23 protein-coding genes are annotated in these 23,985 nt (G+C 70.0%); 6 read left to right on the top strand and 17 right to left on the bottom strand.

Annotated features, from left to right (window positions below; genetic code table 11):
- Positions 1 to 103: 103 nt before the first annotated feature.
- Positions 104 to 1,675 (bottom strand): bifunctional phosphoribosylaminoimidazolecarboxamide formyltransferase/IMP cyclohydrolase, encoded by a 1,572-nt coding sequence (gene purH / locus AB0C01_RS11325; protein WP_357570938.1) that lies wholly within the window; start codon positions 1,673 to 1,675, stop codon positions 104 to 106.
- On the bottom strand, positions 1,672 to 2,292 hold the full coding sequence (gene purN / locus AB0C01_RS11320) for a phosphoribosylglycinamide formyltransferase (protein WP_091406347.1): 621 nt from the start codon (positions 2,290 to 2,292) through the stop codon (positions 1,672 to 1,674). Before purN ends, purH begins: the two co-directional genes overlap by 4 nt.
- Positions 2,293 to 2,582: 290 nt before the next feature.
- On the opposite strand from purN, the gene AB0C01_RS11315 reads away from it, so the two are divergent.
- Positions 2,583 to 3,212 carry a DUF4190 domain-containing protein gene (locus tag AB0C01_RS11315; RefSeq protein WP_357247030.1) on the top strand — a complete coding sequence of 210 codons (630 nt, stop codon included), beginning with the start codon at positions 2,583 to 2,585 and terminating at the stop codon, positions 3,210 to 3,212.
- A 139-nt stretch (positions 3,213 to 3,351) separates the two neighbouring features.
- Here the strand turns inward: AB0C01_RS11315 and AB0C01_RS11310 are convergent, their stop codons facing one another.
- The gene (locus tag AB0C01_RS11310) at positions 3,352 to 4,641 is read right to left on the bottom strand and encodes a DUF6350 family protein (RefSeq protein WP_357570937.1); all 1,290 of its coding nucleotides are present in this window, start codon (positions 4,639 to 4,641) and stop codon (positions 3,352 to 3,354) included.
- Between the two features lie 198 nt (positions 4,642 to 4,839).
- Here AB0C01_RS11310 and AB0C01_RS11305 point away from each other — a divergent pair, with 198 nt between their 5' ends.
- A complete protein-coding gene (locus AB0C01_RS11305; RefSeq protein ID WP_357247035.1) occupies positions 4,840 to 5,106 on the top strand; it encodes a DUF4190 domain-containing protein in 267 nt (88 codons plus the stop codon).
- Here AB0C01_RS11305 and AB0C01_RS11300 read toward each other — a convergent pair.
- The 4 genes from AB0C01_RS11300 to AB0C01_RS11285 form a co-directional block, all read right to left on the bottom strand.
- Positions 5,002 to 5,601 (bottom strand): GNAT family N-acetyltransferase, encoded by a 600-nt coding sequence (locus tag AB0C01_RS11300; RefSeq protein WP_357247038.1) that lies wholly within the window; start codon positions 5,599 to 5,601, stop codon positions 5,002 to 5,004. The two genes, AB0C01_RS11305 and AB0C01_RS11300, sit on opposite strands and share 105 nt — an antisense overlap.
- A gap of 93 nt (positions 5,602 to 5,694) precedes the next feature.
- On the bottom strand, positions 5,695 to 6,582 hold the full coding sequence (gene sucD, locus AB0C01_RS11295) for a succinate--CoA ligase subunit alpha (protein WP_357247041.1): 888 nt from the start codon (positions 6,580 to 6,582) through the stop codon (positions 5,695 to 5,697).
- Positions 6,583 to 6,584: 2 nt separating this feature from the next.
- Positions 6,585 to 7,763 carry an ADP-forming succinate--CoA ligase subunit beta gene (gene sucC / locus AB0C01_RS11290; protein WP_357247044.1) on the bottom strand — a complete coding sequence of 393 codons (1,179 nt, stop codon included), beginning with the start codon at positions 7,761 to 7,763 and terminating at the stop codon, positions 6,585 to 6,587.
- Between the two features lie 437 nt (positions 7,764 to 8,200).
- Entirely contained in the window at positions 8,201 to 8,605 is a 405-nt protein-coding gene (locus AB0C01_RS11285; RefSeq protein ID WP_088987674.1) for a cobalamin B12-binding domain-containing protein, read from the bottom strand.
- Between the two features lie 455 nt (positions 8,606 to 9,060).
- On the opposite strand from AB0C01_RS11285, the gene AB0C01_RS11280 reads away from it, so the two are divergent.
- Together AB0C01_RS11280 and AB0C01_RS11275 are read left to right on the top strand one after the other, a co-directional pair.
- Entirely contained in the window at positions 9,061 to 9,768 is a 708-nt protein-coding gene (locus tag AB0C01_RS11280; protein ID WP_357247047.1) for a M23 family metallopeptidase, read from the top strand.
- 262 nt (positions 9,769 to 10,030) lie between these two features.
- Positions 10,031 to 10,801 carry a M23 family metallopeptidase gene (locus AB0C01_RS11275; protein ID WP_357247050.1) on the top strand — a complete coding sequence of 257 codons (771 nt, stop codon included), beginning with the start codon at positions 10,031 to 10,033 and terminating at the stop codon, positions 10,799 to 10,801.
- A gap of 16 nt (positions 10,802 to 10,817) precedes the next feature.
- Here the strand turns inward: AB0C01_RS11275 and AB0C01_RS11270 are convergent, their stop codons facing one another.
- The 3 genes from AB0C01_RS11270 to AB0C01_RS11260 all read right to left on the bottom strand — a co-directional run bounded on the left by AB0C01_RS11270 (position 10,818) and on the right by AB0C01_RS11260 (position 13,134).
- Entirely contained in the window at positions 10,818 to 11,819 is a 1,002-nt protein-coding gene (locus tag AB0C01_RS11270) for a hypothetical protein (RefSeq protein WP_357570936.1), read from the bottom strand.
- 209 nt (positions 11,820 to 12,028) lie between these two features.
- Entirely contained in the window at positions 12,029 to 12,424 is a 396-nt protein-coding gene (locus AB0C01_RS11265) for a hypothetical protein (protein WP_357570935.1), read from the bottom strand.
- Positions 12,425 to 12,438: 14 nt separating this feature from the next.
- Entirely contained in the window at positions 12,439 to 13,134 is a 696-nt protein-coding gene (locus AB0C01_RS11260) for a hypothetical protein (protein WP_357570934.1), read from the bottom strand.
- Between the two features lie 66 nt (positions 13,135 to 13,200).
- Here AB0C01_RS11260 and AB0C01_RS11255 point away from each other — a divergent pair, with 66 nt between their 5' ends.
- Positions 13,201 to 13,773, top strand: coding sequence for a helix-turn-helix domain-containing protein (locus AB0C01_RS11255; RefSeq protein ID WP_357570962.1), 573 nt, complete (start codon positions 13,201 to 13,203; stop codon positions 13,771 to 13,773).
- A gap of 18 nt (positions 13,774 to 13,791) precedes the next feature.
- On the opposite strand, the gene pcrA is transcribed toward AB0C01_RS11255, so the two are convergent.
- Positions 13,792 to 16,197: a DNA helicase PcrA gene (pcrA, locus tag AB0C01_RS11250; protein WP_357570933.1), complete on the bottom strand. Its 2,406-nt coding sequence runs from the start codon at positions 16,195 to 16,197 to the stop codon at positions 13,792 to 13,794.
- Between the two features lie 277 nt (positions 16,198 to 16,474).
- On the opposite strand from pcrA, the gene AB0C01_RS11245 reads away from it, so the two are divergent.
- The gene (locus tag AB0C01_RS11245) at positions 16,475 to 16,870 is read left to right on the top strand and encodes a chorismate mutase (RefSeq protein WP_357247065.1); all 396 of its coding nucleotides are present in this window, start codon (positions 16,475 to 16,477) and stop codon (positions 16,868 to 16,870) included.
- Between the two features lie 114 nt (positions 16,871 to 16,984).
- Here AB0C01_RS11245 and AB0C01_RS11240 read toward each other — a convergent pair whose 3' ends face one another.
- The 6 genes from AB0C01_RS11240 to AB0C01_RS11215 all read right to left on the bottom strand — a co-directional run bounded on the left by AB0C01_RS11240 (position 16,985) and on the right by AB0C01_RS11215 (position 23,985).
- A complete protein-coding gene (locus tag AB0C01_RS11240) occupies positions 16,985 to 17,998 on the bottom strand; it encodes a dipeptide ABC transporter ATP-binding protein (RefSeq protein ID WP_357247068.1) in 1,014 nt (337 codons plus the stop codon).
- Positions 17,991 to 19,019 carry an ABC transporter ATP-binding protein gene (locus tag AB0C01_RS11235; RefSeq protein ID WP_357247193.1) on the bottom strand — a complete coding sequence of 343 codons (1,029 nt, stop codon included), beginning with the start codon at positions 19,017 to 19,019 and terminating at the stop codon, positions 17,991 to 17,993. Before AB0C01_RS11235 ends, AB0C01_RS11240 begins: the two co-directional genes overlap by 8 nt.
- Positions 19,020 to 19,044: 25 nt before the next feature.
- Complete coding sequence (locus tag AB0C01_RS11230; RefSeq protein WP_357247071.1) at positions 19,045 to 20,013, bottom strand: ABC transporter permease; 969 nt, start codon at positions 20,011 to 20,013, stop codon at positions 19,045 to 19,047.
- Positions 20,006 to 20,932, bottom strand: a complete 927-nt coding sequence (locus AB0C01_RS11225) for an ABC transporter permease (RefSeq protein WP_357247074.1) — start codon at positions 20,930 to 20,932, stop codon at positions 20,006 to 20,008. Before AB0C01_RS11225 ends, AB0C01_RS11230 begins: the two co-directional genes overlap by 8 nt.
- A gap of 148 nt (positions 20,933 to 21,080) precedes the next feature.
- On the bottom strand, positions 21,081 to 22,718 hold the full coding sequence (locus tag AB0C01_RS11220) for an ABC transporter substrate-binding protein (RefSeq protein WP_357247077.1): 1,638 nt from the start codon (positions 22,716 to 22,718) through the stop codon (positions 21,081 to 21,083).
- 580 nt (positions 22,719 to 23,298) lie between these two features.
- On the bottom strand, positions 23,299 to 23,985 hold the full coding sequence (locus AB0C01_RS11215; RefSeq protein WP_357247196.1) for a response regulator transcription factor: 687 nt from the start codon (positions 23,983 to 23,985) through the stop codon (positions 23,299 to 23,301).

The raw sequence follows: 23,985 nt of genomic DNA, 5'->3' as shown, positions 1-23,985 counted from the left end.
CCGCCCGACACGTCGATCATGGAGTTGTGGTGGCCGATTTCTTGGCCGGTACCCCTTTTGCGGGGCACCACAACTCCATGATCGACGCGAACAGGGGGTGGGGTTAGTGGAAGAAGTGGCGGGTTCCCGTTAGGTACATCGTTACGTTTGCCTTCTTTGCTGCTTCGATGACCTCTTCGTCGCGGATGGAGCCTCCCGGCTGCACGATGGCGCGGACGCCGGCGTCGAGGAGGATCTGCGGGCCGTCGGCGAACGGGAAGAACGCGTCCGAGGCGGCGACCGAGCCACGTGCCCGGTCGGCGCCGGCGCGGGTGACCGCGAGCTGCGCCGAGTCGACCCGGTTGACCTGACCCATGCCGACGCCGACGGTGGCGCCGTCCTTGGCGAGCAGGATCGCGTTGCTCTTCACCGCGCGGACCGCCCGCCAGGCGAACGCGAGGTCCCGCAACAGCTCCTCGTCGGCGGCCTCTCCGGTCGCCAACTGCCAGTTCGCCGGGTCGTCGCCGGGGGCGTTCACCCGGTCGGCGACCTGGGCCAGTACGCCTCCGGTCACCTGCCGCAGCTCCACCAGCGCCGGGGTCCAGGCCGGCGCCCGCAGCAGCCGGATGTTCTTCTTGCCCTGCAGCACCTCGACCGCGCCGTCGTCGAAGCCGGGCGCGACCACGACCTCGGTGAAGATGTCGGCGACCTGCCGGGCCATCTCGACCGAGACCGGCCGGTTGACCGCGATCACCCCGCCGTACGCCGACACCGGGTCGCAGGCGTGCGCCTTGCGGTGCGCCTCGGCCACGTCCGCACCCACCGCGATGCCGCAGGGGTTGGCGTGCTTGATGATCGCCACCGCCGGCTGGTCGGCGAAGTCGTTCGCGGCCCGCCAGGCGGCGTCCGCGTCGACGTAGTTGTTGTACGACATCTCCTTGCCGTGCAGCTGCTCGGCCTGGGCCAGCCCGGCGGGGGCGTCCGGGTCGGTGTAGAGAGCCGCCGGCTGGTGCGGGTTCTCGCCGTACCGCAGCGCGGTCGACTTGCGCAGCGCCAGCCCCGCGAACTGCGGCCAGGAGTCGTCGGCCGGCGCCAGCTCCTGGGCACACCACTGGGCCACCGCGACGTCGTACTCGGCGATGTCGGCGAACGCCCGGGCGGCCAGCGCCCGACGCTGGGCCAGGGTGAAGCCACCCTCGCTGAGCGCGCCGAGCAGCGCCGGGTAACCGGCCGGGTCGGTGAGCACGGCGACCGAGGCGTGGTTCTTGGCGGCGGCCCGCACCATGGCCGGGCCACCGATGTCGATCTGCTCCACGCACTCCTCGACGCCGGCGCCGGACGCGACGGTCGCCTGGAACGGGTAGAGGTTGGAGACCAGCAGGTCGAACGCCGCCACCCCCAGCTCGTCGAGCTGCGCCACGTGCGTGTCCTTGCGCAGGTCGGCGAGGAGACCCGCGTGCACCTTGGGGTGCAGGGTCTTCACCCGACCGTCGAGCACCTCGGGGAACCCGGTCACCGTCTCCACCGGCGTCACCGGCACCCCGGCGGCGGCGATGGTGCCCGCCGTGCTGCCGGTGGACACGATCTCCACGCCGGCCGCGTGCAGGGCCTGGGCCAGCTCGACCAGCCCGGTCTTGTCGTAGACGCTGACCAGCGCCCGCCTGATCGGGCGGCGCCCGTCCTGAGTGGGACTCACGGAACCGTGACCTTCCTTCCGGTGATGGTCCAGCCTTCGCGGACCAGGCGACCGACCTGCTCGACGAGCTGGCGCCGCTCGGCTTCCTTGATGCGCTCGGTGAGCGTGTCGACGTCGTCGTCGTCGAGCACCGGCACCGCGACCTGCGCGACGATCGGCCCGGTGTCCATACCGGCGTCGACGAAGAAGAGGGTGGCCCCGGTGAGCTTCACGCCGTAGGCGAGGGCGTCCCGCGGACCGTGGATGCCGGGGAACGCCGGCAGCAGGGTGTTGTGGGTGTTCAGGTAGCGGTCACCGAAGGCGGCGAGGAAGTGCGGGCCGACCAGCTTGAGGAAGCCGGCGGAGATGACCAGGTCGGGTTGGTGCTTCGCGACGTGCGCGGTGAGCGCCCGGTCCCAGTCCTCCCGGGTGTCGTGGTCGCGGACCCGCTCGACGAAGGTCGGCACCCCGGCCGCGTCGGCCCGGTCCAGGCCCGCGATGCCGTCGCGGTCCGCGCCGACCGCGACGACCTGTGCGCCGTACGCGGGGTCGGCGGCGGCATCCAGCAGCGACTGAAGGTTGCTCCCGGAGCCGGAGATGAGGACGACGATGCGGGCGACAGGCGCGGGCTCGGTCACCGGGCCACCCTATCGGGCAGGTCAGGATGCCCCTCCGCTGGGCGGTGCGCCGATCTTCGACAGCGTCGACGTGCATCGACCCGGTACGCTGCCGCTCGCTCGGGCCGAACGTCCCGCCCACCCGCGCCACGGCGCTGGCCCGACCCGCGGAGTTGAGCAAGAACTGCCTTTTCCTGCGCTTCGGGAAGAATGTCTACCGGTTGCCGCACTGGGCATCGGGAGGACTGAACGCGATCATGGATGGAAACACACAGCAGTAACTGACGGAACCAGTCCAAGGAGCTCTTCGAATGCAGCCCGGTAACCCCGGTCAGGACCCGTACGGCCAGCAGCCCAACCAGGACCCGACCGCCCCCCCGCCGCCCGCCGCCCCGTACGGCCAGCAGCCCACCTCCGGCCAGCCCTACGGTCAGCCCTACGGTCAGCAGGACCCGTACGCGGCACCCCAGCCCCCGTACGGCCAGCAGCCCACCTCGGGCCAGCCCTACGGTCAGCAGGACCCGTACGGCGCACCGCAGGCCCCGTACGGCCAGCAGCCCACCTCCGGCCAGCCGTACGGTCAGCCGCCGGCGTACCAGGACCCGTACGGCCAGCAGCAGCCCCAGTACGGCAACGCCCCGGGTTACCCGAACGCCGGGTACCCGCAGGCGCAGGGGCAGAACAACACCCTCGGCCTGGTGTCGATGATCCTCGGTATCGCGGCGATCCCGCTGCTCTGCTGCTTCTCCCTGGGCATCCCGGTCGGCATCGCGGCAGTGGTCACCGGTTACCTCGCCCGGAAGAAGGTCGCCCAGGGCCAGGCCAGCAACGCCGGGCAGGCCAAGGCCGGCCTGATCTGCGGCGCGGTCGCCGTCGGGCTCGGCATCGTGTTGATCATCGTGTCCGTCGTGGCACAGGTGACGTTGCCCGGCCAGCCCTGACCAGGCTCGCTGTCGACGGGGCGCTCCGGATTCGTCCGGGGCGCCCCGCGCTCGTTCACCCGCACGAAGACGCGGCCGGGGCCTGGCCTACCGGGCCGGGCTGAGCGCTCCTACTGGGCCGGGGCGCGGCTGAGCGCTCCTACTGGGCCGGGGCGCGGGTGAGCGCTCGGGTGGCCGCGGCGCCGAGGAGTGCGCCGACCGCGATCACACCTGCCGCCACCGCTCCGACCTGCCAGCCCACCGGCCCGACCTGCGCCAGCCGGCCGGCGCCGAGCGACCCGCCGGACAGCGCGGCGGCGACGCCGAGCAGCACTCCGGCCACCGGCCCGGCCAGCGCCGCCGGCACCAGCACCTCGGCCCAGCGCTGCGGGGCCCGCTCCGGACCGGCGAGTCGAGCCACCCGGCGGGCGAGCAACCAGCCGGCGACCATCCCGGCCAGCACGGGCACCGCGAGCAGGAGAGCGCCGAGACCGTCCACCGGACCTCGCGGCAGACCGGCGAGAAGTGGCACGGCCGGCAACGCGCCGACCGACACCTCGCTGGTGCGGACCGCGGTGTCGATGCCGACCGCGAAACCCGGCCCCAGCAGGTAGCTGGCCGACCAGATCGCCGCGTTCGGCGCGTACGCGGCGCTGACCAGGGTGATCCCGGCCTGCCCGGCGACCCCGGTCCGGTACGCGCCGATCATGTCGGCCGCGTCGCCGCCGCCGGTGGCCACCGCCAGGCCGGCCGCCCCGGCACCCGCGCCGAGCAGCAGCAGCCCGGCCACCAGACCGCTGCGCACGCCGTGGCGCACCGGGGCCGGCAGCCGGGTGACGAGCAGCCGGGTCACGGCGGTGACGCGGGTCGCGCCGACCAGCGCGGCGAGGGTGCCGACCGCCGCGAACGTCACTCCGGCCCGGACCACCGACACATCCGGTCCGTTGGCGCCGATCAGCACCGCCGCGAGGGCGCCGAGCAGCGCGTACGCGATGCCGACCGAGCCCGCGGCGAGCAGCGCCCGTCGCGGCGAGCGGGTGTCGCGGGCGCCGATCGCGCGGCTGACGTGCACGCCGGCCCGGGTGAGCCGCCACAGCGCCAGCACGGTCAGCGCCAGCGGGGCGAGCCCCAGCGGACCGGACGCGGTGTGCAGCGGCACGCCGTGCCCGAGCAGCCACCCGGCCAGCGCGGTGCGCAGGGTGTTGGTCAGAGTGCTGGAATCCGTGCCGAGTTGAACCAGGCCGAGCACGATGGCGACCGGCAGGTAGGAGGTGAGCGCGGCCCAGCAGGCGGCCACCCCGGCGGCGACGGGCAGCGGCGCACGCCCGCGTGGCGTCCCGCCCGAGCGTGGCGCGGGCACCCGTCGGGCCGGCGCGGCACGGTCGACCGGCCGGTCGTCGGCGCGCACACCGCCGGGACGGCTGGGACGGTCAGGGGTGACGGGGGACATCCGCTCTACTCTGGCACGTCGGGAAGGCGGTGGCAGTCCGTTAACCCGTCCGAAGGGCGACGAGTTGACCGAAGCAGGGCCTCGGCGACCCGGTCCGGTCTAGCCTCGGCCAGAGGGGGCGCGAGTCGCCACCACCCGGGTCGGGTCCGCCGGTCGCGGTCCGGCCGGCTCGCCGTCCACGACCGCCCGGAGGAAGCTGTGACGACGCCATACCCGCCACCCCCGCCCCCACCGGCCCGGGGACGGGACCGGACCACGCTCTGGGGTGTGCTGGGCATCGTGCTGGGGCTGATCTGCTGCGGCATCCTGGGCATCATCTTCGGCTACCTGTCGATCCGGGACGCCCGCCGGTCCGGGCAGTCACCGTTGCTCGGCTACCTCGCCATCGTCTTCGGCGTGATCAACATCATCGGCGGCGCGATCCTGCGGGCGACCGGCAACTACCCGTTCTGGAACAACGACTGAGCGAGCCGGTCGACCAGCGAGCTGACGCTGGTAGCGCAGAGCCGGGCGGCCACCGATGCTGGTTTCACCGGTCACGGTGAAACCGGTGCGTGCCAGCACCGCCTGGGACGCCGGGTTGTCGAGGGTGGCCAGCGCGGTGAGACCGGCGAGCCGGTAGTCGTCGGCGGCCAGGTGGCACACCTGCTCGACAGCCGCGGTGGCGACGCCCTTGCCGGCGGCCCGCTCACCGACCCGGTAGCCGAGTTCGGCGAACCCGGCCGCGACATCCACGAGGTTGACCCGGCCGACCAGGTCACCCTGCTCGGTCAGGACGACGTGGAAGTGACACAGGCCCGCCTCCTGCTCGGCCAACAACGCCCGGTGCCGATCGGCGAACCCGGAAAAATACGCGTCGCCACGATCCGGCACCGAGCGCGCGAAGTACGCCCGGTTCTCCCGTTCGAACGCCAGCAGAGCGTCCGCGTGGTCGGCCCTCAGCCGCTGCACTGTCAGCACGCCGGCAGCCTACGGTCCGTTCGACGCCCCGGTGGTACGCCGGAGGGGGCCGACCAGGCTGCGGTCGACCCCCTCCGGTGTTGCCTGGCCGGCTCAGTTGCCGGACATGATCTCCCGCATCAGCTTGGCGGTCTCGGTCGGCGTCTTGCCGACCTTGACGCCGACCGCCTCCAGCGCCGCCTGCTTCGCCTCGGCGGTGCCGGCCGAGCCGGAGATGATCGCCCCGGCGTGACCCATGGTCTTGCCGGGCGGGGCGGTGAAGCCGGCGATGTAGCCGACCACCGGCTTGGTGACGTTCGCCTTGATGAACTCGGCGGCCCGCTCCTCGGCGTCGCCACCGATCTCACCGATCATCACGATGGCGTCGGTCTCCGGGTCGGCCTCGAACGCCGCCAGGGCGTCGATGTGGGTGGTCCCGATGATCGGGTCACCGCCGATGCCGACGCAGGTGGAGAAGCCGATGTCGCGCAGCTCGTACATCATCTGGTAGGTCAGCGTGCCGCTCTTGCTGACCAGGCCGATCCGGCCGGAGCCGGTGATGTCGGCCGGGATGATGCCGGCGTTGGACGCGCCGGGCGAGGCGATGCCGGGGCAGTTCGGCCCGATGATCCGGGTCTGCTCACCCTTGGACACGTTGTACGCCCAGAACGACGCGGTGTCGTGCACCGGCACGCCCTCGGTGATCACCACGGCCAGGCCGATCGCGGCGTCGATCGCCTCGACCACGGCGGCCTTGGTGAACTGCGGCGGCACGAAGATGACCGTGACGTCGGCCCCGGTCTCGGCCATCGCGTCCGCGACCGACGCGAAGACCGGCAGCTCGGTGCCGTCGAAGTCGACGGTCTGGCCCGCCTTGCGCGGGTTGACGCCGCCCACCACGTTCGTGCCGGCGGCGAGCATCCGCCGGGTGTGCTTGGAACCCTCGGAGCCGGTCATCCCCTGAACGATGACCTTCGAGTCCTTGGTCAGCCAGATAGCCATGATCAGACCCCCGCAGCTGCCAGCTCGGCGGCCCGCTCGGCCGCACCGTCCATGGTGTCCACCCGCTGCACGAGCGGGTTGTTCGCGCTGTCCAGGATCGCCCGGCCAGCCTCGGCGTTGTTGCCGTCGAGACGGACGACGAGCGGCTTGGTGACCTGCTCGCCGCGCTGCTCCAGCAGGGCCAGCGCCTGGATGATGCCGTTGGCGACCTCGTCGCAGGCGGTGATGCCGCCGAAGACGTTGACGAAGACGCTCTTCACGGCCGGGTCGGAGAGCACGATCTCCAGCCCGTTCGCCATCACCGCGGCGCTCGCGCCGCCGCCGATGTCGAGGAAGTTGGCCGGCTTGACGTTGCCGTGCCGCTCACCGGCGTACGCGACGACGTCGAGGGTCGACATGACCAGACCCGCGCCGTTGCCGATGATGCCGACTTCGCCGTCGAGCTTGACGTAGTTGAGGTCCTTGGCCTTGGCGGCCTGCTCCAGCGGGTCCACGGCGGCCTGGTCCACGAGCGCCTCGTGGTCCGGGTGCCGGAACGCGGCGTTCTCGTCCAGGCTGATCTTGGCATCGAGCAGCAGCATCCGGCCGTCGCCGTTCTTGGCGAGCGGGTTGACCTCGACCAGGGTGGCGTCCTCGGCGACGAACGCCTGCCACAGGCCGACGGCGATCTCGACCACCTGGTCGGCGACCTCGGCCGGGAAACCGGCGGCGGTCACGATCTCGCGAGCCTTGGCCTCGTCCACGCCCTTGACGGCGTCGATCGGGGCCTTCACCACCTTGTCGGGGGTGTCGGCGGCGACCTGCTCGATGTCCATGCCGCCGGCCACGCTGGCGATGCAGAGGAAGGTGCGGTTCGCCCGGTCGAGCAGGTACGAGAAGTAGTACTCCTCGGCCACGTCCGCGGTCACCGTGATCATGACCTTGTGGACGGTGTGGCCCTTGATGTCCATGCCGAGGATGTCGGTGGCACGGGCCACCGTCTCCTCGGCGCCCTCGGCCAGCTTGACGCCGCCGGCCTTACCGCGGCCGCCGACCTTCACCTGCGCCTTGACGACCACGCGACCGCCGAGGCGGTCGGCGATCGCACGGGCCTCTTCCGGGGTAGTGGCGACGCCGCCGGCCAACACGGGCAAGCCGTGCCGCTCGAACAGGTCCCGCCCCTGGTACTCGTACAGGTCCACGATTGCGCGTCCCGTCCCGTCTCCGCGGCGCGCCGTCGCGCCGCCACCAGCGTTCAAAAACAGTTTGACGCCTGTCATCAGTTGAAACAGGCCATTGGCCGCAGCCTAGCGAGGCCGGCACCGCCGGCAACCGAGCGGGTGCGTGGTGTGCGGTAATGCACAACCGGACATCGGGAGCGGCCGGTTTCCGGCCACGACCCGGTCCGCATCCACCGTCCGGGCGATGTTGCCCCGGTGGCGTAACCCGGCCGTGGGGGCGTCGTTGAGTCAGATGTCGGAGCGCTGAGCAGCGCAAAGACGGGATACGGCCGATGCCCTGTCGGTCGAGGGGTGGCGGCGGGGCATCGTGCATAGAGGGGCCGGACGTGTGAGGGGTGCGTCCGGCCCCTCCCCCGTGCCCAAATCCGCCTCGCCAGAGCCGACCGTCGCGGCGAGCCTCAGGAAACCGGCTGCGCGACGTTCTCTCGGACCCACTCGACGATCGCCTGAGTGGTGGCGCCCGGCGTGAAGATCTTCGCGACGCCCAGCTTTTCCAGCTCGGGAATGTCGCCGTTCGGAATGATGCCGCCACCGAACACGACGATGTCGCGGGCGTCCCGCTCACCGAGCAGTTCCAGCACCCGCCGGAACAACGTCATGTGCGCGCCGGAGAGGACGGACAGGCCGACCGCGTCGGCGTCCTCCTGGATGGCGGTCTCCACGATCTGCTCGGGGGTCTGGTGCAGGCCGGTGTAGACGACCTCCATCCCCGCGTCACGCAGTGCGCGCGCGACGACCTTCGCTCCCCGGTCGTGGCCGTCCAGACCGGGCTTGGCGACGACGACCCGAATTCGAGAGCTCATCAGCGCACACCTTTCACCGGCTTCACGGCCTTCACCTGAACGAACGGTAACCCGGCGGGCCCGGCCCGGGAAATCCGGGTTCCGCGCCCGACAGGTGCCCGCCGCGACCGCTGCCGGCCGGGAGTGGTCGCACCGACGCTATCCGCGCCGCCCCGGCGTGGCCCGGCGCTGCCCGCAGTCAAGCCGGACGAGTCCGCCGGACCGGTCACGCTCGGCGACGAACGGGCAGCATCTGGGGCACCGTTCGGCGTCACGATGCATGACAATCATGGACGCAAACGGACAGATCGACACGCCAATTTCTCGCTCTAGCTTGTGACTCCTCTGGTGGTTGGCTAACGTGTCCACGGTTGTCATCAGGTCCATGGACGGGTGACGACGCGGTCAGCGGACGTTCATCGGAGCTTCACGAACGTCCACCGGCCGCTTCGGAACCCCGACAACGGAGGGTGTGCGTGCGCCAGCGCCTGTCGTCTGAGCCCGATCGATATCGCGGTCGTCGCCGCGTGCCCACCCCACCGCGTAGCCGTTACGCCGCTGTCGTCACCACCGCTTTCGTCGGAGCCGGCATCGTCGCACTCGGCGCCAGCGCCCTGCCGGACGCCAAGGACGTCAGCCCGAAGGTGCTCGACGAGCTCAAGCAGGCGTCGGTCACCAGCCAGGACGTGAAGGCCCGCGCCGACAACGCCGACCGCGCCTCGCGGGACAGCCGCAGCAAGGACAGCGCCGAGCCCGAGGTGTGGCTGCTGCCGCTTCAGGGCTACGACTTCAACTCCCCCTACGGGATGCGCTGGGGCAAGATGCACACCGGCGTCGACCTGGTCGCCGCCGAGGGCACGCCCTTTGTGGCGATCCACGACGGCCTGGTCACCAAGGCCGGCTGGTTCGGCGGGTACGGCAACGCCGTGATCGTTCAGCACGCCGACGGCAGCGAGGCCATCTACGGCCACTCCTCCGCGGTGAGCGTCAAGGAAGGCCAGCAGATCAAGGCGGGCGACCAGCTCGGCCTGGTCGGCCAGACCGGTCACGCCTACGGCACCCACCTGCACCTCGAGATCCATGTCAAGGGCAAGCCGATGGACCCGGTGCCGTTCCTGCAGGACCGCGGAGTGGACATCAAGCTGCAAGTCGAGGCAATTTACAGCGAGGTAGCCGGCTCCTGACGTTGCGTACCGACCGTTGACCGCCCGGATCTGTCGATCCGGGCGGTTTTTCGTTGGCCGATGTCTCCCAGGTCACAGTGGAGATTGTGAGCGGCGACACCGCACCGCATGATCACTTTTCCGGTCGTAGCACCGCAGAGCGGGTCATATCCGGGCAGGTGAGCCGCCCTCCATCGCCCGGCCCCCGGTCCCCATCCCGCCTCCAACCCGGCCCGACACCAGTATTTCGAGGTCAAGTGCCCCTCGACTGTGAAGGTCCGCCGTGCAAGAAGACAGCCCCGTCCAGAACGAGAACACCCGCGACACCGCTCCCACCGGGCCGCCGGAACTCCCCCGTCGGCGCAACCGCCTCATCGTGCTCGGCGCCGCCGCTCTGCTCGCCCTCGGCCTCGGTGGCGTCGTCGTCGCCACCACCGGCACCGACCAGCCGGCACCCGCCGCCGTCTCCCTCGACGCGCAGTCCCGCAACGAGGCCGCCAGCCGGGCCGACCGCTCGACTCGCGAGTCGAGCACCCCGGTCACTCCCTCGGGCAGCCCCACGCCGACCCCGTCGGCGACCAGCGCCAGCCCGGCACCCGCGAAGACGGCCACCGCGAAGGCCAAGCCGAAGCCGAAGAAGACCACCAAGCCCACGCCCGCCTGGGTCAACCCGATGCCGGGAGCCGAGGTCACCTCCTGCTACGGGCAGCGCTGGGGCACCCTGCACGCCGGCATCGACCTGGCACTGCCCTCCGGTACGCCGATCCGCGCCGCGGCCGCCGGCACCGTGACCCAGGCCGGTGACGCGTCCGACGGGTACGGCAACTCCGTCTTCATCGATCACGGCAACGGGTACCTGACCCACTACGCCCACCAGAGCCGCATCGCGGTCACCGTGGGGCAGGCGGTCAAGGCCGGCCAGGTCATCGGCTACGAGGGCGCGACCGGCGACGCCACCGGCCCGCACCTGCACTTCGAGGTGCACCAGGGCATGTGGAACCAGATCGACCCCGCCCCGTTCATGCGCTCGCACGGCGTGGACCTGGGCTGCTGAGGCAGCGAATCGAGGATCACCCAGCCGTGCCGCTGCCAGCGGCGGCACGCTCGGCTGCCTCGTAACGCCGCGCCACCTGGTGGAACGCCTCCTTCGGCTCCCACTGGGACGGGTCCTCGGAGGGCACCCGCACCACGCCGAAGCCGGCCATGTCCAGGTCGCGACGCGGGTCCGCGTGGTGCGGGAAGTCCGGCATGACGAAGGTGAAGACGAAGCAGCCGTGTACGCCGTGTGCGGCGTAGAGGTCGATGAGTTCGGCCAGGTACGCCGCCTGGGTGGACTCGTCGCGTACGTGTCCGTCCCTGACCCGGGGCGGTTGGGCGAACCAGTTCACGATCCGGAACGAGCCAGGCCCGCGGCGCTCGGCACCGAGGTGGGCGCCGCATCCGAACTCGGTGATGACCACCGGTTTGTCCGCCTCGTGCAGCAGGGCGCGCAGCCGTTGCTGGTACGCGGCGGGGTCGGGGCCGAAACGGTAGAGGTTGACGCCGACGAGGTCGAAGCCGGACCAGTCGACCTTCTCCCAGAAGCCCGCGGCGTAGGTGACCGGCCCGTGGAACGCGGCGCGGGCGACGGGCAGGGCGGCGCCGAGCAGGGCGTTGAGCTTGCGGGTGATCCGGCGGTCGAAGAAGCGTCGCCACCGCACCAGCACCTGCAGCCGGATGAAGACACGGGGTCCCGGGACCATCCCCGGGGAGGTGAGGGAGAACTCGCTGCCGACCAGCAGCGTGACTCGACCCGGGTAGTCGACGCGTAGTTCCTCGGCCGCGGTGGCCGTCGCCGTGAGATGGGCCAGGATCTCGCGGCGCGGGCGGTCGGCGACATACGGCCGGATGTAGACATCGAGCCCGACGTCCAGGGCGCTCCGCGCCGCCTCCATCTGCGCGCCGGTATCGGTGCCGATCACCATCACCGTCGTGCAGTGCAGGGTCTCGCGGATGGCACGCATGTCCCGGCGCACCGCCTCGCCGGAGCTATGGCCAGCGATGTATGAGATACCTCTGATCTCCAGGCTCACGCTGTCCACTATCCGGCCCGGATGCGGTGTCGGCCACGTCCGGGGAGCGAAAATAGACCTTGGTTCACGTCCCGATACCTTCGGCGCTGCGGCCCGCCGCACGTGCGCCAACTCCCCGCGCGGTCCTAGCGCAACCTCTAGGAAGGAGTGCCGAAGCACCACCCACCTGGTCTGGTCGCGGGTGCCGCCGCCGGCGGCCGGCGCTTCGTTCAGGCGTGGGCCTGGGCGCGTGCCGCGCGTCGTTGCGTCGGTGATGCCAGGCACCAGGTCAGCACCACGACCGGTGCGATGTGCAGACCGGCGCCGAGCCAGTCCGCGGCACCGAAGGCACCGCTGAAAATCAGGGTGACGATGATTGCCGCCGGCACCACGTGCATCACAATGTTCGGCAGCAGGAACGGCCGCATGGCTGCGTCGTCACGGCCACTGATGATCCAGTTCATCACACCGACGACCACCAGATCGGTGCCGAGCGCCCGTGCCACAAGCAGCGAACGGGCATCTGGGTGGTCAGCAAGGCCGATCCCGGGCGCGATGAGCCACACCGCACCCAGAACGACGATGTCGAGCACCGCGACAGCCTTCAGAACGAGCGACAGTTTCACGCGGCTTCCCCTCGTCATTTAAACGGGATGTGCATCCCGTTTAGATGGAAGATACGGGACGCACATCCCGTTTGTCCAACCACCCCGGACACCACCATCAGCGTGACCCCGAGGGCGGTGCCAAGGATGGCGAGAGTGACAAGGCCTGCGTGGCCGAGCGGCTCGGTGACGTACGCGCCGAACAGCGCACCCGCCGCGACCAGGACGGCCACACCGGCGCGCCGCACCGACGCGTTGGAGTCCGGCAATCGAGCGGAGCGCAGCAGTTGCGCCAGGTGCCAGGCCACCGCTCCGGCCAGGCCCAGCGTTGCCGTGCCGACCCCCTCGAACACCACATCGTCGGGCACCACGAAATTCAACCCACCGAACACGTGCCGCAACCTGTCGTCGGGCATACCCACGGCGTGGAACGCGAGCTTGAGGGCGTGGTTGAAACCGCCCTCAACGAGGCCGGCCAAGCCGACGAACGCCACGCCGACCACGATCGCGCCGGCGGAGAGCGCCAGACGGCTGCCGGTGCGGGCATGTCGCGCGAGCAGCGCCAGCGCCAGCACCAGTAGCAACCCCAGCGGCAGGAGGCCGACGAGCCTGATCGGGGTGCCGTACCGGGCCGCCCCGTAGGCGTGCTCGACGACGAACGCCGCATACAGCCCGATCAACCACCGGCCCAGGTCTCGTCGCGCACGCGAAGGTTTGGACAATGCGCCCACCACCTATAATCGGAACAGCCATCCCGCTTGAGCATACGGGATGACCATCCCGTTTAGGAGTCCGAAATCGCCGAGCAACGCAAGCCGCGTGCCGATGGCGTACGCAACCGGGCGAAGGTTCTGCACGCCGCGATCGATGCGTTTGCCACGGATGGGCCGACGGTGCCGATCCACGAGATCGCCCGCCGCGCCGGCGTCGGCACCGGCACCGTCAGTCGACACTTCCCGACCAAGGAATCGCTCTACGAGGCGATCGTGCAGAGCGTGGCCAAACGCCTGGTCACCAGGGCGATCGAGCTGCGTGCCACTCATGAAGCAGGCCCGGCTCTGTTCGAATTTCTCACCAGCATGGCCGCCGAGGGTGCGACAAACCGCGCACTGGCCGACGCGCTCTCCGGCACCGGGTTCGACATCGCCGCCGCGGCTGCAAAGGGCGAACACGACCTCAATCATGTCCTGACCGAACTGCTCAGCGCCGCTCAGCGCGCAGGCGCGGTCCGTCCCGACGTCGACGCCGCCGACCTGAAAGCGTTCCTGGTCGGTTGCGCGGTCCGCGAGCGCGACACCGCCGCCCCGGCGGCCCGAGACCGGATGCTCACGATCGTCCGCGACGGCCTGATCACCGTGCGGCGACCATAGTCTCCAGGCGTGCCGGGGTCAGAGCTTGTCGACCGGGGCGTGCCGGAGCACCAGCCACATCGTCTGGTCGCCGAAGTCGATCTGCGCGCGGGCACCTGGGCCGTGCCCCTCGACGGCGAGCACCCGCCCCAACCCGTACCGCTGGTGATTGACCCGGTCGCCGGCCGACACCTTCGGCCCCTGCGGCAGCTCACTGGCCGTGGTCAGCCGGCTGGCGTCCACGCCGAGCCGCTGCGCCAACTGGGCCGCCTTCGGCGTACCCCCGGTGAAGTTGCCACGCGCGCCGGGCGCGCGGTCCGCGCGGCCACCGACGCCGCCGCCCCCGCCGGCCCACGAGGTGTACGACCCCTCGGTGCGCTCCCAGTGCACCAGCTCGGTCGGCAACTCCTCCAGGAACCGCGACGGCGGGTTGTAGGACGGCTGCCCCCAGGCCGAGCGGGTCACCGCGCGGGACAGGTAGAGCCGCTGTCGGGCGCGGGTGATGCCGACGTACGCCAGCCGGCGCTCCTCCTCCAACTCGCGGGTGTCGCCCAGCGAGCGCAGGTGCGGGAAGACGCCGTCCTCCAGCCCGGTCAGGAAGACGACCGGGAACTCCAGCCCCTTGGCGGTGTGCAGCGTCATCAGGGTGACCACGCCCTGGTGGTCGGGGTCGTCGGAGGGGATCTGGTCGGCGTCGGCGACCAGAGCCACCTGCTCCAGGAAGCCGGCCAGGGTGGCCCGCTCCCCCTCCTCGCCCTGCGACTCGATCCGCTCGGTGTACTCCCGGGCGACGCTCACCAACTCCTGGAGGTTGTCCACCCGACCGGCGTCCTGCGGATCCAGGCTCTCCTCCAGCTCCGTGAGGTAGCCCGAGCGGGTCAGCAGCGCCTCCAGCACCTCCTCCGGGGTGCCGGTCTCGGACAGCTCGCGGGCGCCGTCGAGCAGCGCCACGAAGTCGGCGATGCCGTTGGCCGCCCGGCTGGAGATGCCCGGCGCCTCCCGGGCCCGGCGCAACGCCGCGCCGAACGAGATCCGGTCCCGGCTGGAGAGCGCCTCGACACACGCCTCGGCGCGGTCGCCGATCCCCCGGCGCGGGGTGTTGAGGACCCGCCGCAGGCTCACCGTGTCGTCGTCGTTGACCACCGAACGCAGGTACGCCAGCGCGTCGCGGACCTCCTTGCGCTCGTAGAAGCGCACCCCTCCGACCACCTTGTAGGGCAGGCCGATGCGGATGAACACCTCTTCGAACACGCGGGACTGGGCGTTGGTGCGGTAGAAGACCGCGACGTCGCCGGGGCGTGTCTCGTCGGCGTCGACCAGTCGGTCGATCTCCCGGGCCACCCAGTCGGCCTCGGCGTGCTCGGTGTCGGCCACGTAGCCGACGATCTGCTCACCGGCGCCGGCCTCGCTCCACAGCCGCTTGGGCTTGCGGGAGGTGTTGCGGTCGATCACCGCGTTGGCCGCGTTGAGGATGGTCTGGGTGGAGCGGTAGTTCTGCTCCAGCAGGATCGTTCGCGCGTCGGTGTAGTCCCGCTCGAACTCCAGGATGTTGCGGATCGTCGCGCCCCGGAACGCGTAGATCGACTGGTCGGCGTCGCCGACCACGCACAGCTCGGCCGGCTCCACCCCCTCGGTGCCGGAGACCAGCTCCTTGATCAGGATGTACTGGGCGTGGTTGGTGTCCTGGTACTCGTCCACCAGCACGTGCCGGAAGCGCCGACGGTAGCTCTCCGCGACGTGCGGGTGGGACTGGAGCAGGTGCACCGTGGTCATGATCAGGTCGTCGAAGTCCAGTGCGTGCGCCTCACGCAGCCGGCGCTGGTAGAGCGTGTACGCCTCGGCGAGCGCCCGCTCATTGGGGCCGGCGGCCCGTGCCGCGAACTGCTCCGGATCGACCAGTTCGTTCTTGAGGTTGGAGACCTGGGCCGCCAGCCCCCGCGCCGGGTAGCGCTTCGGGTCGAGATCCAACTCGCGGGTCACCAACTGCATCAGCCGGCGGGAGTCGTCCGCGTCGTAGATCGAGAACGTCGACTTGAGGCCGGCGTGCTCGTGCTCGGCACGCAGGATCCGCACGCAGGCCGAGTGGAACGTCGACACCCACATCAGGCGCGCCCGCGGACCGACGAGCGCGGCGACGCGCTCCTTCATCTCGCCGGCGGCCTTGTTGGTGAAGGTGATCGCGATGATCTCACCGGGGTGGACGTCCCGTGCGGCGAGCAGGTAGGCGATCCGGTGCGTGAGCACCCGGGTCTTGCCGGATCCGGCGCCGGCCACGATCAGCAGCGGCGAGCCGGCGTGGCTGACGGCGTCGCGCTGAGGCCCGTTGAGCCCGGCGAGCAACTGCTGCGGATCGAGGCGCGCGGGGGCCGGCCCGGGTCGGTGCGGGCGGGCCGGCGCGGACTCCGGCGCAGGCGGGGACGCGGGAATGTCGAAGAGAGGATGCATCGCCCGACAAGTCTATGCCGCCGGTCGGACACTCCCCCGACCGCTGCGCCGCGGCGCGGGCAAGGGCCGCCGGACGCTTGCGCAGCCGCGGCCGGCGCCGGCATACTCGTCAGCGTGATCGCTGCGCGCTACCACTTTTACTATGGCACCGGGAGTCCGGCTGCCGTAGGTCGCGCCTGATCGATTCAGACCTGCAAAAAGCCCCGGGCTCCTGGAGTCCGGGGCTTTTTCCGTCCCGGGTTCCGGGCACCGGGCACCACAGTGCGAGGGGTACCCGATGATGGCAGACGTGATGGAGCAGAGCGGCGGCCCGGCCCGGCCCGAGGCGGAGCAACCCGCGCCGAACGGGACCGAGGCGACAGTGCCCACGTCGGCGGCGGTCGACAACGCCACGCCGGTCGAGGCACGGACCGGCACCGAGGAACCAACCGCCTCGGCGAGGATCGTGCAGATCCGGGAGCGGATCGACGAGATCGACAACGCGATGATCGCGCTCTGGCAGGAGCGGGCCGCCCTGTCCCAGGAGGTCGGTGCGACCCGGATGGCGTCCGGCGGCACGCGCCTGGTGCTCTCCCGGGAGCGGAAGATCCTGGAACGGTTCCGCGTCGCGCTCGGTGCCGACGGCACCCAGTTGGCCCTGCTGCTGCTCCGCGCCGGCCGCGGCCCCCTCTGAGCCCGATGGCGGGCGGTGCGCCCGGGCCGGCCGGGAAGCGGTCTGGCCGGGTCACAGACAGACGAAACCGCCTGCCGTCGTCGTGGGTGACGTCGGCAGGCGGTCTCGGGTGACTCAGGCCTCGTGGGTGGCGACGATCTCGCGCCGCTCCGCGAAGTGGCAGGCGCTCGGGTGGTCCGAGTCCCGCCGAATCTCCAGCAGCGGGACCTGCTCGGCGCAGACTTCCTGCGCCTTCCAGCAGCGGGTCCGGAACCGGCAGCCCGAGGGCGGGCTGATCGGCGACGGCACATCGCCCGTGAGCCGGATGATCGTCTTGTTGTTCCGCTGCGTCGGGTCCGGAACCGGCACCGCCGACAGCAGAGCCTGGGTGTACGGGTGGGTCGGCCGCTCGTAGATCTCGTCCTCGGTGCCGATCTCGACGATCTTGCCGAGATACATCACCGCGACCCGGTCCGACAGGTGGCGGACCACGGACAGGTCGTGGGCGATGAAGATGTACGAGAGCCCAAACTCGCCCTGCAACCGTTCCAGCAGGTTCATCACCTGAGCCTGGATGGAGACGTCCAGCGCCGACACCGGCTCGTCACAGACGATGATCTCGGGCCGCAGGGCGAGCGCGCGGGCGATGCCGATGCGCTGCCGCTGCCCGCCGGAGAACTGGTGCGGGTACCTGTTGATGTGCTCCGGGTTGAGCCCGACCAGGTCGAGCAGTTCGCGGACCTTGGCCCGGCGGCTGCCCTTCGGCGCCACCTCCGGGTGGATCTCGAACGGCTCGCCGAGCAGGTCACCGACGGTCATCCGGGGGTTCAGCGAGGTGTACGGGTCCTGCATCACCAGCTGGATCTGCCGGCGCAGGCGTCGCAGCGCCCCACCGGAGAGCTTGGAGATGTCCTGGCCCTTGTAGACCACGTTGCCGGCGGTCGGCTTCTCCAGGTTCATCAGCACCCGGGCGAGCGTCGACTTGCCGCAACCGGACTCGCCGACCACACCGAGCGTCTCGCCAGCGCGCAGACCGAACGAGACCCCGTCGACCGCCTTGACCTGACCGACGGTCTTCTTGAACACCACACCCTGCGTGACGGGGTAGTGCTTGACCAGGTCATTGACCTCGAGGATGTTCTCAGACACGGTTCACCAGCTCCTCGGCGAAGTGGCAGGCGCTGGCCCGGGCGGGGCCGACCTGCAGCAGCGGCGGGACCTTCTCCCGGCACACCGGCTGAGCCATCGGGCACCGCGGGTTGAACGGGCAGCCCGGCGGGATGTTCATCAGGTTCGGCGGGAGGCCCTTGATCGTCCGGAGCTGCTGCCCCTTCTCGTCGAGGCGCGGGATCGAGTCGATCAGACCCAACGTGTACGGGTGCGCCGGCTTGGCGTACAGCTCGTACACGTCGGCTTCCTCAACGATCCGGCCGGCGTACATGACCGCGATCCGGTCCGCGACGTCGGCGACCACGCCGAGGTCGTGGGTGATCAGGATCATGCCCATCTGCCGCTCACGCTGGAGCTCGGCGAGCAGGTCCATGATCTGGGCCTGCACGGTCACGTCGAGCGCGGTGGTCGGCTCGTCCGCGATCAGCACCTCCGGGTCGAGCGCCAGCGACATCGCGATCATCGCGCGCTGCCGCATACCACCGGAGAACTGGTGTGGGTAGTTGTTGAACCGGCCCTTGGCGTTCGGGATCTTGACCTGGTCGAGCATCTCGATCGCGCGCTTCTTGGCCTCGGCGCGACCCATGCCCCGCCGGACCCGGAACTGCTCGGCGATCTGGAACCCGACGGTGAAGACGGGGTTCAGCGCGGAGAGCGCGTCCTGGAAGATCATCGCGATGCCCTCGCCGCGGATGCGGCGACGCTCCTCGTCGGACATGCGGAGCATGTCCTTGCCGTTGAAGCGAACCTGGCCGCCGGTGACGAAGCCGGGCGGCGTGTCGAGGATGCCCATGATGGTCTGCGCGGTGACGCTCTTGCCGGAGCCGGACTCGCCGAGCACGGCGAGGGTCTCCCCCGCGTCGACGTGGTACGTGACTCCGTTGATGACCTTTGCGACGCCGTCCCGGGTGCGGAACTCCACCCGCAGGTCGTCGACCTCGAGCAGCCGGCCAGAGGGACGTCCGGACCCGCCGGATCCCGGCGCGGACTGCTCGGACACGAGAATGTCGGACACTGGATCTCCCCTAGCGGAGTTTCGGATCGAGGGCCTCGCGGACCGCCTCACCGAGCATCACGAAGCTCAGCACTGCGGCGACGAGGAACGCGGCGGGGAAGAACACCAGCCCCGGCGCGACCCGGATGAAATCCTTGCCCTCGCTGATCATGATGCCCCAGGACACCACCGGCGACTTCAGGCCGACACCCAGGAACGACAGGGTGGCCTCGGCGCCGATGAACGAGCCGACCATGATCGTGCCGTAGACCAGCAGCGGGGCCAGGCAGTTCGGGAGCAGGTGCTTGAGGATGATCCGGCCGCTGCCGGCACCCAGTGCGCGGGCCGCGATGATGTAGTCGGCGTCCCTGGTGGCGAGCACCGAGGAGCGCATCAGCCGCATCACGACCGGCCAGCTCAACACGATCAACGAGATGATCACGAGGGCCATGATCTGGGCCTTGCTGTTGCCGGAACCCGAGCCGTTGAACGTGGTCAGGATGACGATCGCGCCGAGCACGAACGGCACACCGAAGAACACGTCGCCGATCCGGCTCAGCAGCCCGTCCACCCAGCCACCGCGGTAGCCGGCGATGACGCCCATCGCTCCACCGACGAGCAGGGTGCCGATCACCGAGAGCATGGCCACGATGATGGACGCCCGCGCGCCGTAGATGACCCGGGCGTAGACGTCCCGGCCCTGCACGTCGTAGCCGAACCAGCCATTGGCGGACGGCTTGTCGAGGCTGCGGGACAGCGATCCGTTGACCGCGTCACCCGGGGCGAACAGCGCCGGGAAGGCCGCCATCAGCAGGAAGAACACGATCAGCGTGGCCGAGACCCAGAACAGCGGCTTACGCCGGAGGTCGCGCCAGGCGTCACCCAGCAGGCCACGCGGCTTCTCGTTGCTCTGCGGCGCGCCCGCGGTGGCGGAGGCCGGAGAGTCGGTCGGGTGCGCGGCAGGGGTGCTGACGATCGATGCGGTACTCGGGTCACTCATAGCGGATCCTCGGGTCCAGGGCGGCGTAGAGCAGGTCAACCAGCAGGTTCATCACGAGATAGACCAGCACCAGGACGACCACGATCCCTACCACGGTGGCGCTCTCTTTGGTGATGATCGCGCGGTAGACCTCACGGCCGATGCCGTTGATGCCGAAGATCCCCTCGGTGATGATCGCGCCGCCCATCAGGGCACCGAGGTCGGTGCCGAGCAGGGTGACCACCGGGATGAGCGAGTTGCGCAGCAGGTGCACCCCGACAACCCGGCGCATCGGCAGGCCCTTGGCGATGGCGGTGCGCACGTAGTCGGCACGGCGGTTCTCCGCGATGCTCGTTCGTGCCACCCGCGCGATGTACGCCACCGACGCGCTGCCGAGCACGAAGCCCGGCACGATCAGCTCGGACCACCGCATCTCGGAGGAGACGGTCGGCTTGATGATGCCCCACTGCACGCCCAGCAGCCACTGCAGCACGAAGCCGACCACGAACACCGGCAGCGCGAGCAGGAAGAGCGTGGAGACCAGGACCAGGTTGTCCAGGAAACCGTTGCGGCGCAGACCGGTCAGGACGCCGGCGCCGAGACCGATCACGGCCTCGATGGCGAGCGCGACCAGGGCCAGCTTCAGCGTGTTGGGGTACGCCGTGGCGATGATGCCGCCGATGTCGCGCTGCGAGAAGGTCTGACCGAAGTCACCCTGGAGCAGGTTCTTCATGTAGTTGAAGTACTGCACGAAGACGTTCTGGTCCAGGTGGTACTTCTCGGTCATGAACGCCACGTATTGGTCCGGGCAGCGGCGCTCGCCGCACTTACCGGCGAAGGGGTCGCCCGGTACGGCCCAGACGAGGGCATAGATGAGGAACGTCGAGCCGATGAAGACCGGCACGAGTTGGAGCAGCCGTCTCAACAGATAACGGCCCATGGGGTGGTCCTCCAGACAGGGGGCGCGTCGGACGGCCGACACGGTGGTGACAACGTGCGAATGGAGTGTTGTAACACCCAATCGCGGAACTGCCCCGGGTCGGGCTCACCGGATGTGGCGAGCCCGACCCGGGGTCAGACCGAACGGATCAGAGCTCGACCGAGGTGATGTCGAGTTCGCCGACGTTGTTCAGCTCGAGCTTCTTGATCTTCTCCGAGTGGCCGGACTGCTGGCCGTAGAAGTAGATCGGGATGCTCGGGACGTCCTGGTCGATCTTCTCGACGGCCTTGGTGAACGCCTCGTGCGAGGCCTCCAGGCTCGGCGCGGCGCTGGCCTGCTTGGCCAGGGCGTCGACCTCGGGGTTGCTGTACAGGCCGTCGTTCGAGGAGCCACCCGTCACGTACAGCGGGTTGATCCAGTTCTCGACGTCCGGGTAGTCCTGCTGCCAGGCAGCGCGGTACGGGCCCTTCATCGCGTGGGCGTTGACGTTCTGGCGGAAGACCGCGAAGGTCGGCACGCCCTCAGCCCGAGCCTCGATGCCGAGGTTGGTCTTGACCTGCTGCGCAACCGCGTCCATCCAGTCCTTGTGGCTGGAGTCCGAGTTGTAGTAGAAGACCATCTCGCCGGTGAAGCCGCCGGCCTCGGTCAGCAGCTGCTTCGCCGTGGTCGGGTCGAACTTGCAGGCGGTGCAGTTACCCGGCTTGGCGCCCGGGGTCAGCGGGTTCGCCCAGCTGTCGGCCGGCTTGCGGGTGCCGAAGAAGATCTTGTCCGAGATTTCCTGCCGGTTGATCGACAGCGACACGGCCCGACGCAGCTTCGGGTTCTGGTAACGCTTGTCGTACTGCGGGAACGCGATCAGCGCGGTCGTCGGCGTGACGGTGTTGCGGCCCCGCTCACCGAGGTCGGTCTTCCACTTGTCGCCGGCGAGCGCCGAGGTGGGCAGGGACTCCAGGAAGTCCAGGTTGTTGGAGAGCACGTCGGCGTAGGCGGCCGTCTCGTCCTGGTACAGCTTGACGTCGACGTCCTTGAGCTTCATCTTGTCGCGAAGGTTGTAGTCGTCGAAGCGCGTCAGCTTGATCAGGGAGTTGTCGGCCCACGACACGAACTTGACCGGGCCGTTGCCGATCGGGTTCTTGCCGAACTCCTCGGGCTTCTGCGTGAAGAACTTGTCCGGCAGCGGCATGAAGGCGCTGTAGCCGAGCTTGGTCGGGAAGACCGCGGTCGGCGCCGACAGGGTGACCTCGAAGGTCTGCTCGTCGACGACCTTCAGGCCGGACAGCTTCTCAGCCGTCGGCGCCGGGGCCTTCTTCGGGCCGTCCGCGCCATCCGGGTCACTGGTGTAGGTCTGCTCGAAACCCTGGATGTCGGAGAAGAAGCTGCCGTTCTGCGCGCCGTTCGGCGAGTAGGCGGCCCAGTTCCAGGCGTCGACGAAGTTCTTCGACTTGACCTCGGTCCCGTCGTGGAACTTCGTACCCTTCTTGATCTTGATCGTGAAGACCTTGGAGTCCGTGGTGTTGATGGACTCCGCCAGCGCGTTACGCGGGGCCCCACCGTCGTTCGGGTACTCGACCAGGCCGGTCCACAGCCAGTCGACGATCTTGCCGCCGCCGGTCTCCGTGGTGTTCGACGGGACCAGCGGGTTCTCCGGCTGGACACCGTGGATGACAATCGCGCCGTCGCCGCTGGCGGCAGTTTCGCCTTCGCCACCGCTCGAGCAACCGCTCGCGACAAGCGCGGCAGCCGCGCTGAGCGCGATCGCGCTCGTCGCCCGCTTCGAGACTCTCATTCCGAGGGGCCTCCTCTTTCTAACCAGGTTCCGTCGTGGGTTTCACGCACGTTTTGGGGGTGACACCGCCCGACCACCCCGGGGCGCGGGTCGCCGGGACCACAGGGAAGTTGGGGACACCCCTGATGTTCCGATCCGCCGGGCTCCCCCGCCAACGAGGCGTGACACGACGCGGAAGGCACGGCCACGAGCCGCCGCGAAGGGCGGGGACATGGTCATGGGCCGTACGGAGTGCCACACACCGATGGTGAGGTGCTGCCACTGTGACACCAACTGGCCTCTTCCGTGAAGGTGCCGTTATCAAGCCGTTAGTTGCCCGCCACGTTGCCGATACTTGAAAAATGATCATAAAACGGTCGGCGGAGGTAGCACTGAGCAGGAAATACGTTGCGCCACCCGCAGAAGTGGTCCCGGCCCGCGCTCAGCCTCCGGGCCCACCTCTGCCCGTTAGGACGCCCAGAACCGCTCGCATTTCGACCCGTCCGGACAGGTCGACTACGGCTGCACGGGCACGATCACCGGCTGGGTGGACGAGTGCGCGGAGATCGTTTGTCTGATCCTCGGCCAGGGTGACGCGCGGTCACACCAGCCGGCGGTCCGCCGCCCAGCGGGAGAGTTCGTAGCGGTTGGACATCTGCAGCTTGCGGAGCACGTTCGACACGTGCGTCTCCACCGTCTTGATGGAGATGAACAGCTCCTTGGCGATCTCCTTGTAGGCGTACCCCCGGGCCAGCAACCGCAGCACCTCCCGCTCCCGGTTGGTGAGCTGGTCCAGCTCGGGGTCGGCCACCGGGGCGTCCGGCCGGGCCGCGAAGGCATCCAGCACGAACCCGGCCAGCCGAGGGCTGAACACCGCGTCGCCGTCCGCCACCCGGCGGATCGCCGCGGCCAGCTCGTCCGGGGAGATGGTCTTGGTCACGTACCCCCGCGCACCGGCCCGGATCAGCCCGATCACGTCCTCCGCCGCGTCGGAGACGCTCAGCGCCAGGAACTTGACCTGCGGGTGCGTACGCCGCATCGCCTCCAGCACCGCGCGCCCGCCGCCGTCGGGCATGTGCACGTCGAGCAGCACCACGTCCGGGCCGACAGCCGCGATCCGGGTGACCGCCTCGGCCACGGTGCTCGCCTCGCCCACCACCTCGACGTGGGCGCCCAACTCCGCGCGCACCCCGGCCCGGAACATGGCGTGGTCGTCCACCAGAAACACCCGGAGCCGCTCGGGGCGGGGCTCCGCCGGGTCGAGGTGCTCGGTCGGCTGCTCGGCCAT

Origin of the sequence: Micromonospora sp. NPDC048905, from assembly GCF_040649655.1 — a bacterium.
Lineage (GTDB): Bacteria > Actinomycetota > Actinomycetes > Mycobacteriales > Micromonosporaceae > Micromonospora.
The sequence above is the reverse complement of the archived record's forward strand: the minus strand, read 5'-3'. Positions and strand labels throughout refer to the sequence as shown.

Bases quoted from the DNA above. Each gene is read 5' to 3' on its own strand.
- AB0C01_RS11315 (WP_357247030.1), top strand. From the start codon at position 2,583: ATGCAGCCCGGTAACCCCGGTCAGGACCCGTACGGCCAGCAGCCCAAC.
- AB0C01_RS11310 (WP_357570937.1), bottom strand. From the start codon at position 4,641: ATGTCCCCCGTCACCCCTGACCGTCCCAGCCGTCCCGGCGGTGTGCGC.
- sucD (WP_357247041.1), bottom strand. From the start codon at position 6,582: ATGGCTATCTGGCTGACCAAGGACTCGAAGGTCATCGTTCAGGGGATG.
- AB0C01_RS11285 (WP_088987674.1), bottom strand. From the start codon at position 8,605: ATGAGCTCTCGAATTCGGGTCGTCGTCGCCAAGCCCGGTCTGGACGGC.
- pcrA (WP_357570933.1), bottom strand. From the start codon at position 16,197: ATGCATCCTCTCTTCGACATTCCCGCGTCCCCGCCTGCGCCGGAGTCC.
- AB0C01_RS11245 (WP_357247065.1), top strand. From the start codon at position 16,475: ATGATGGCAGACGTGATGGAGCAGAGCGGCGGCCCGGCCCGGCCCGAG.
- AB0C01_RS11230 (WP_357247071.1), bottom strand. From the start codon at position 20,013: ATGAGTGACCCGAGTACCGCATCGATCGTCAGCACCCCTGCCGCGCAC.
- AB0C01_RS11225 (WP_357247074.1), bottom strand. From the start codon at position 20,932: ATGGGCCGTTATCTGTTGAGACGGCTGCTCCAACTCGTGCCGGTCTTC.
- AB0C01_RS11220 (WP_357247077.1), bottom strand. From the start codon at position 22,718: ATGAGAGTCTCGAAGCGGGCGACGAGCGCGATCGCGCTCAGCGCGGCT.
- AB0C01_RS11215 (WP_357247196.1), bottom strand. From the start codon at position 23,985: ATGGCCGAGCAGCCGACCGAGCACCTCGACCCGGCGGAGCCCCGCCCC.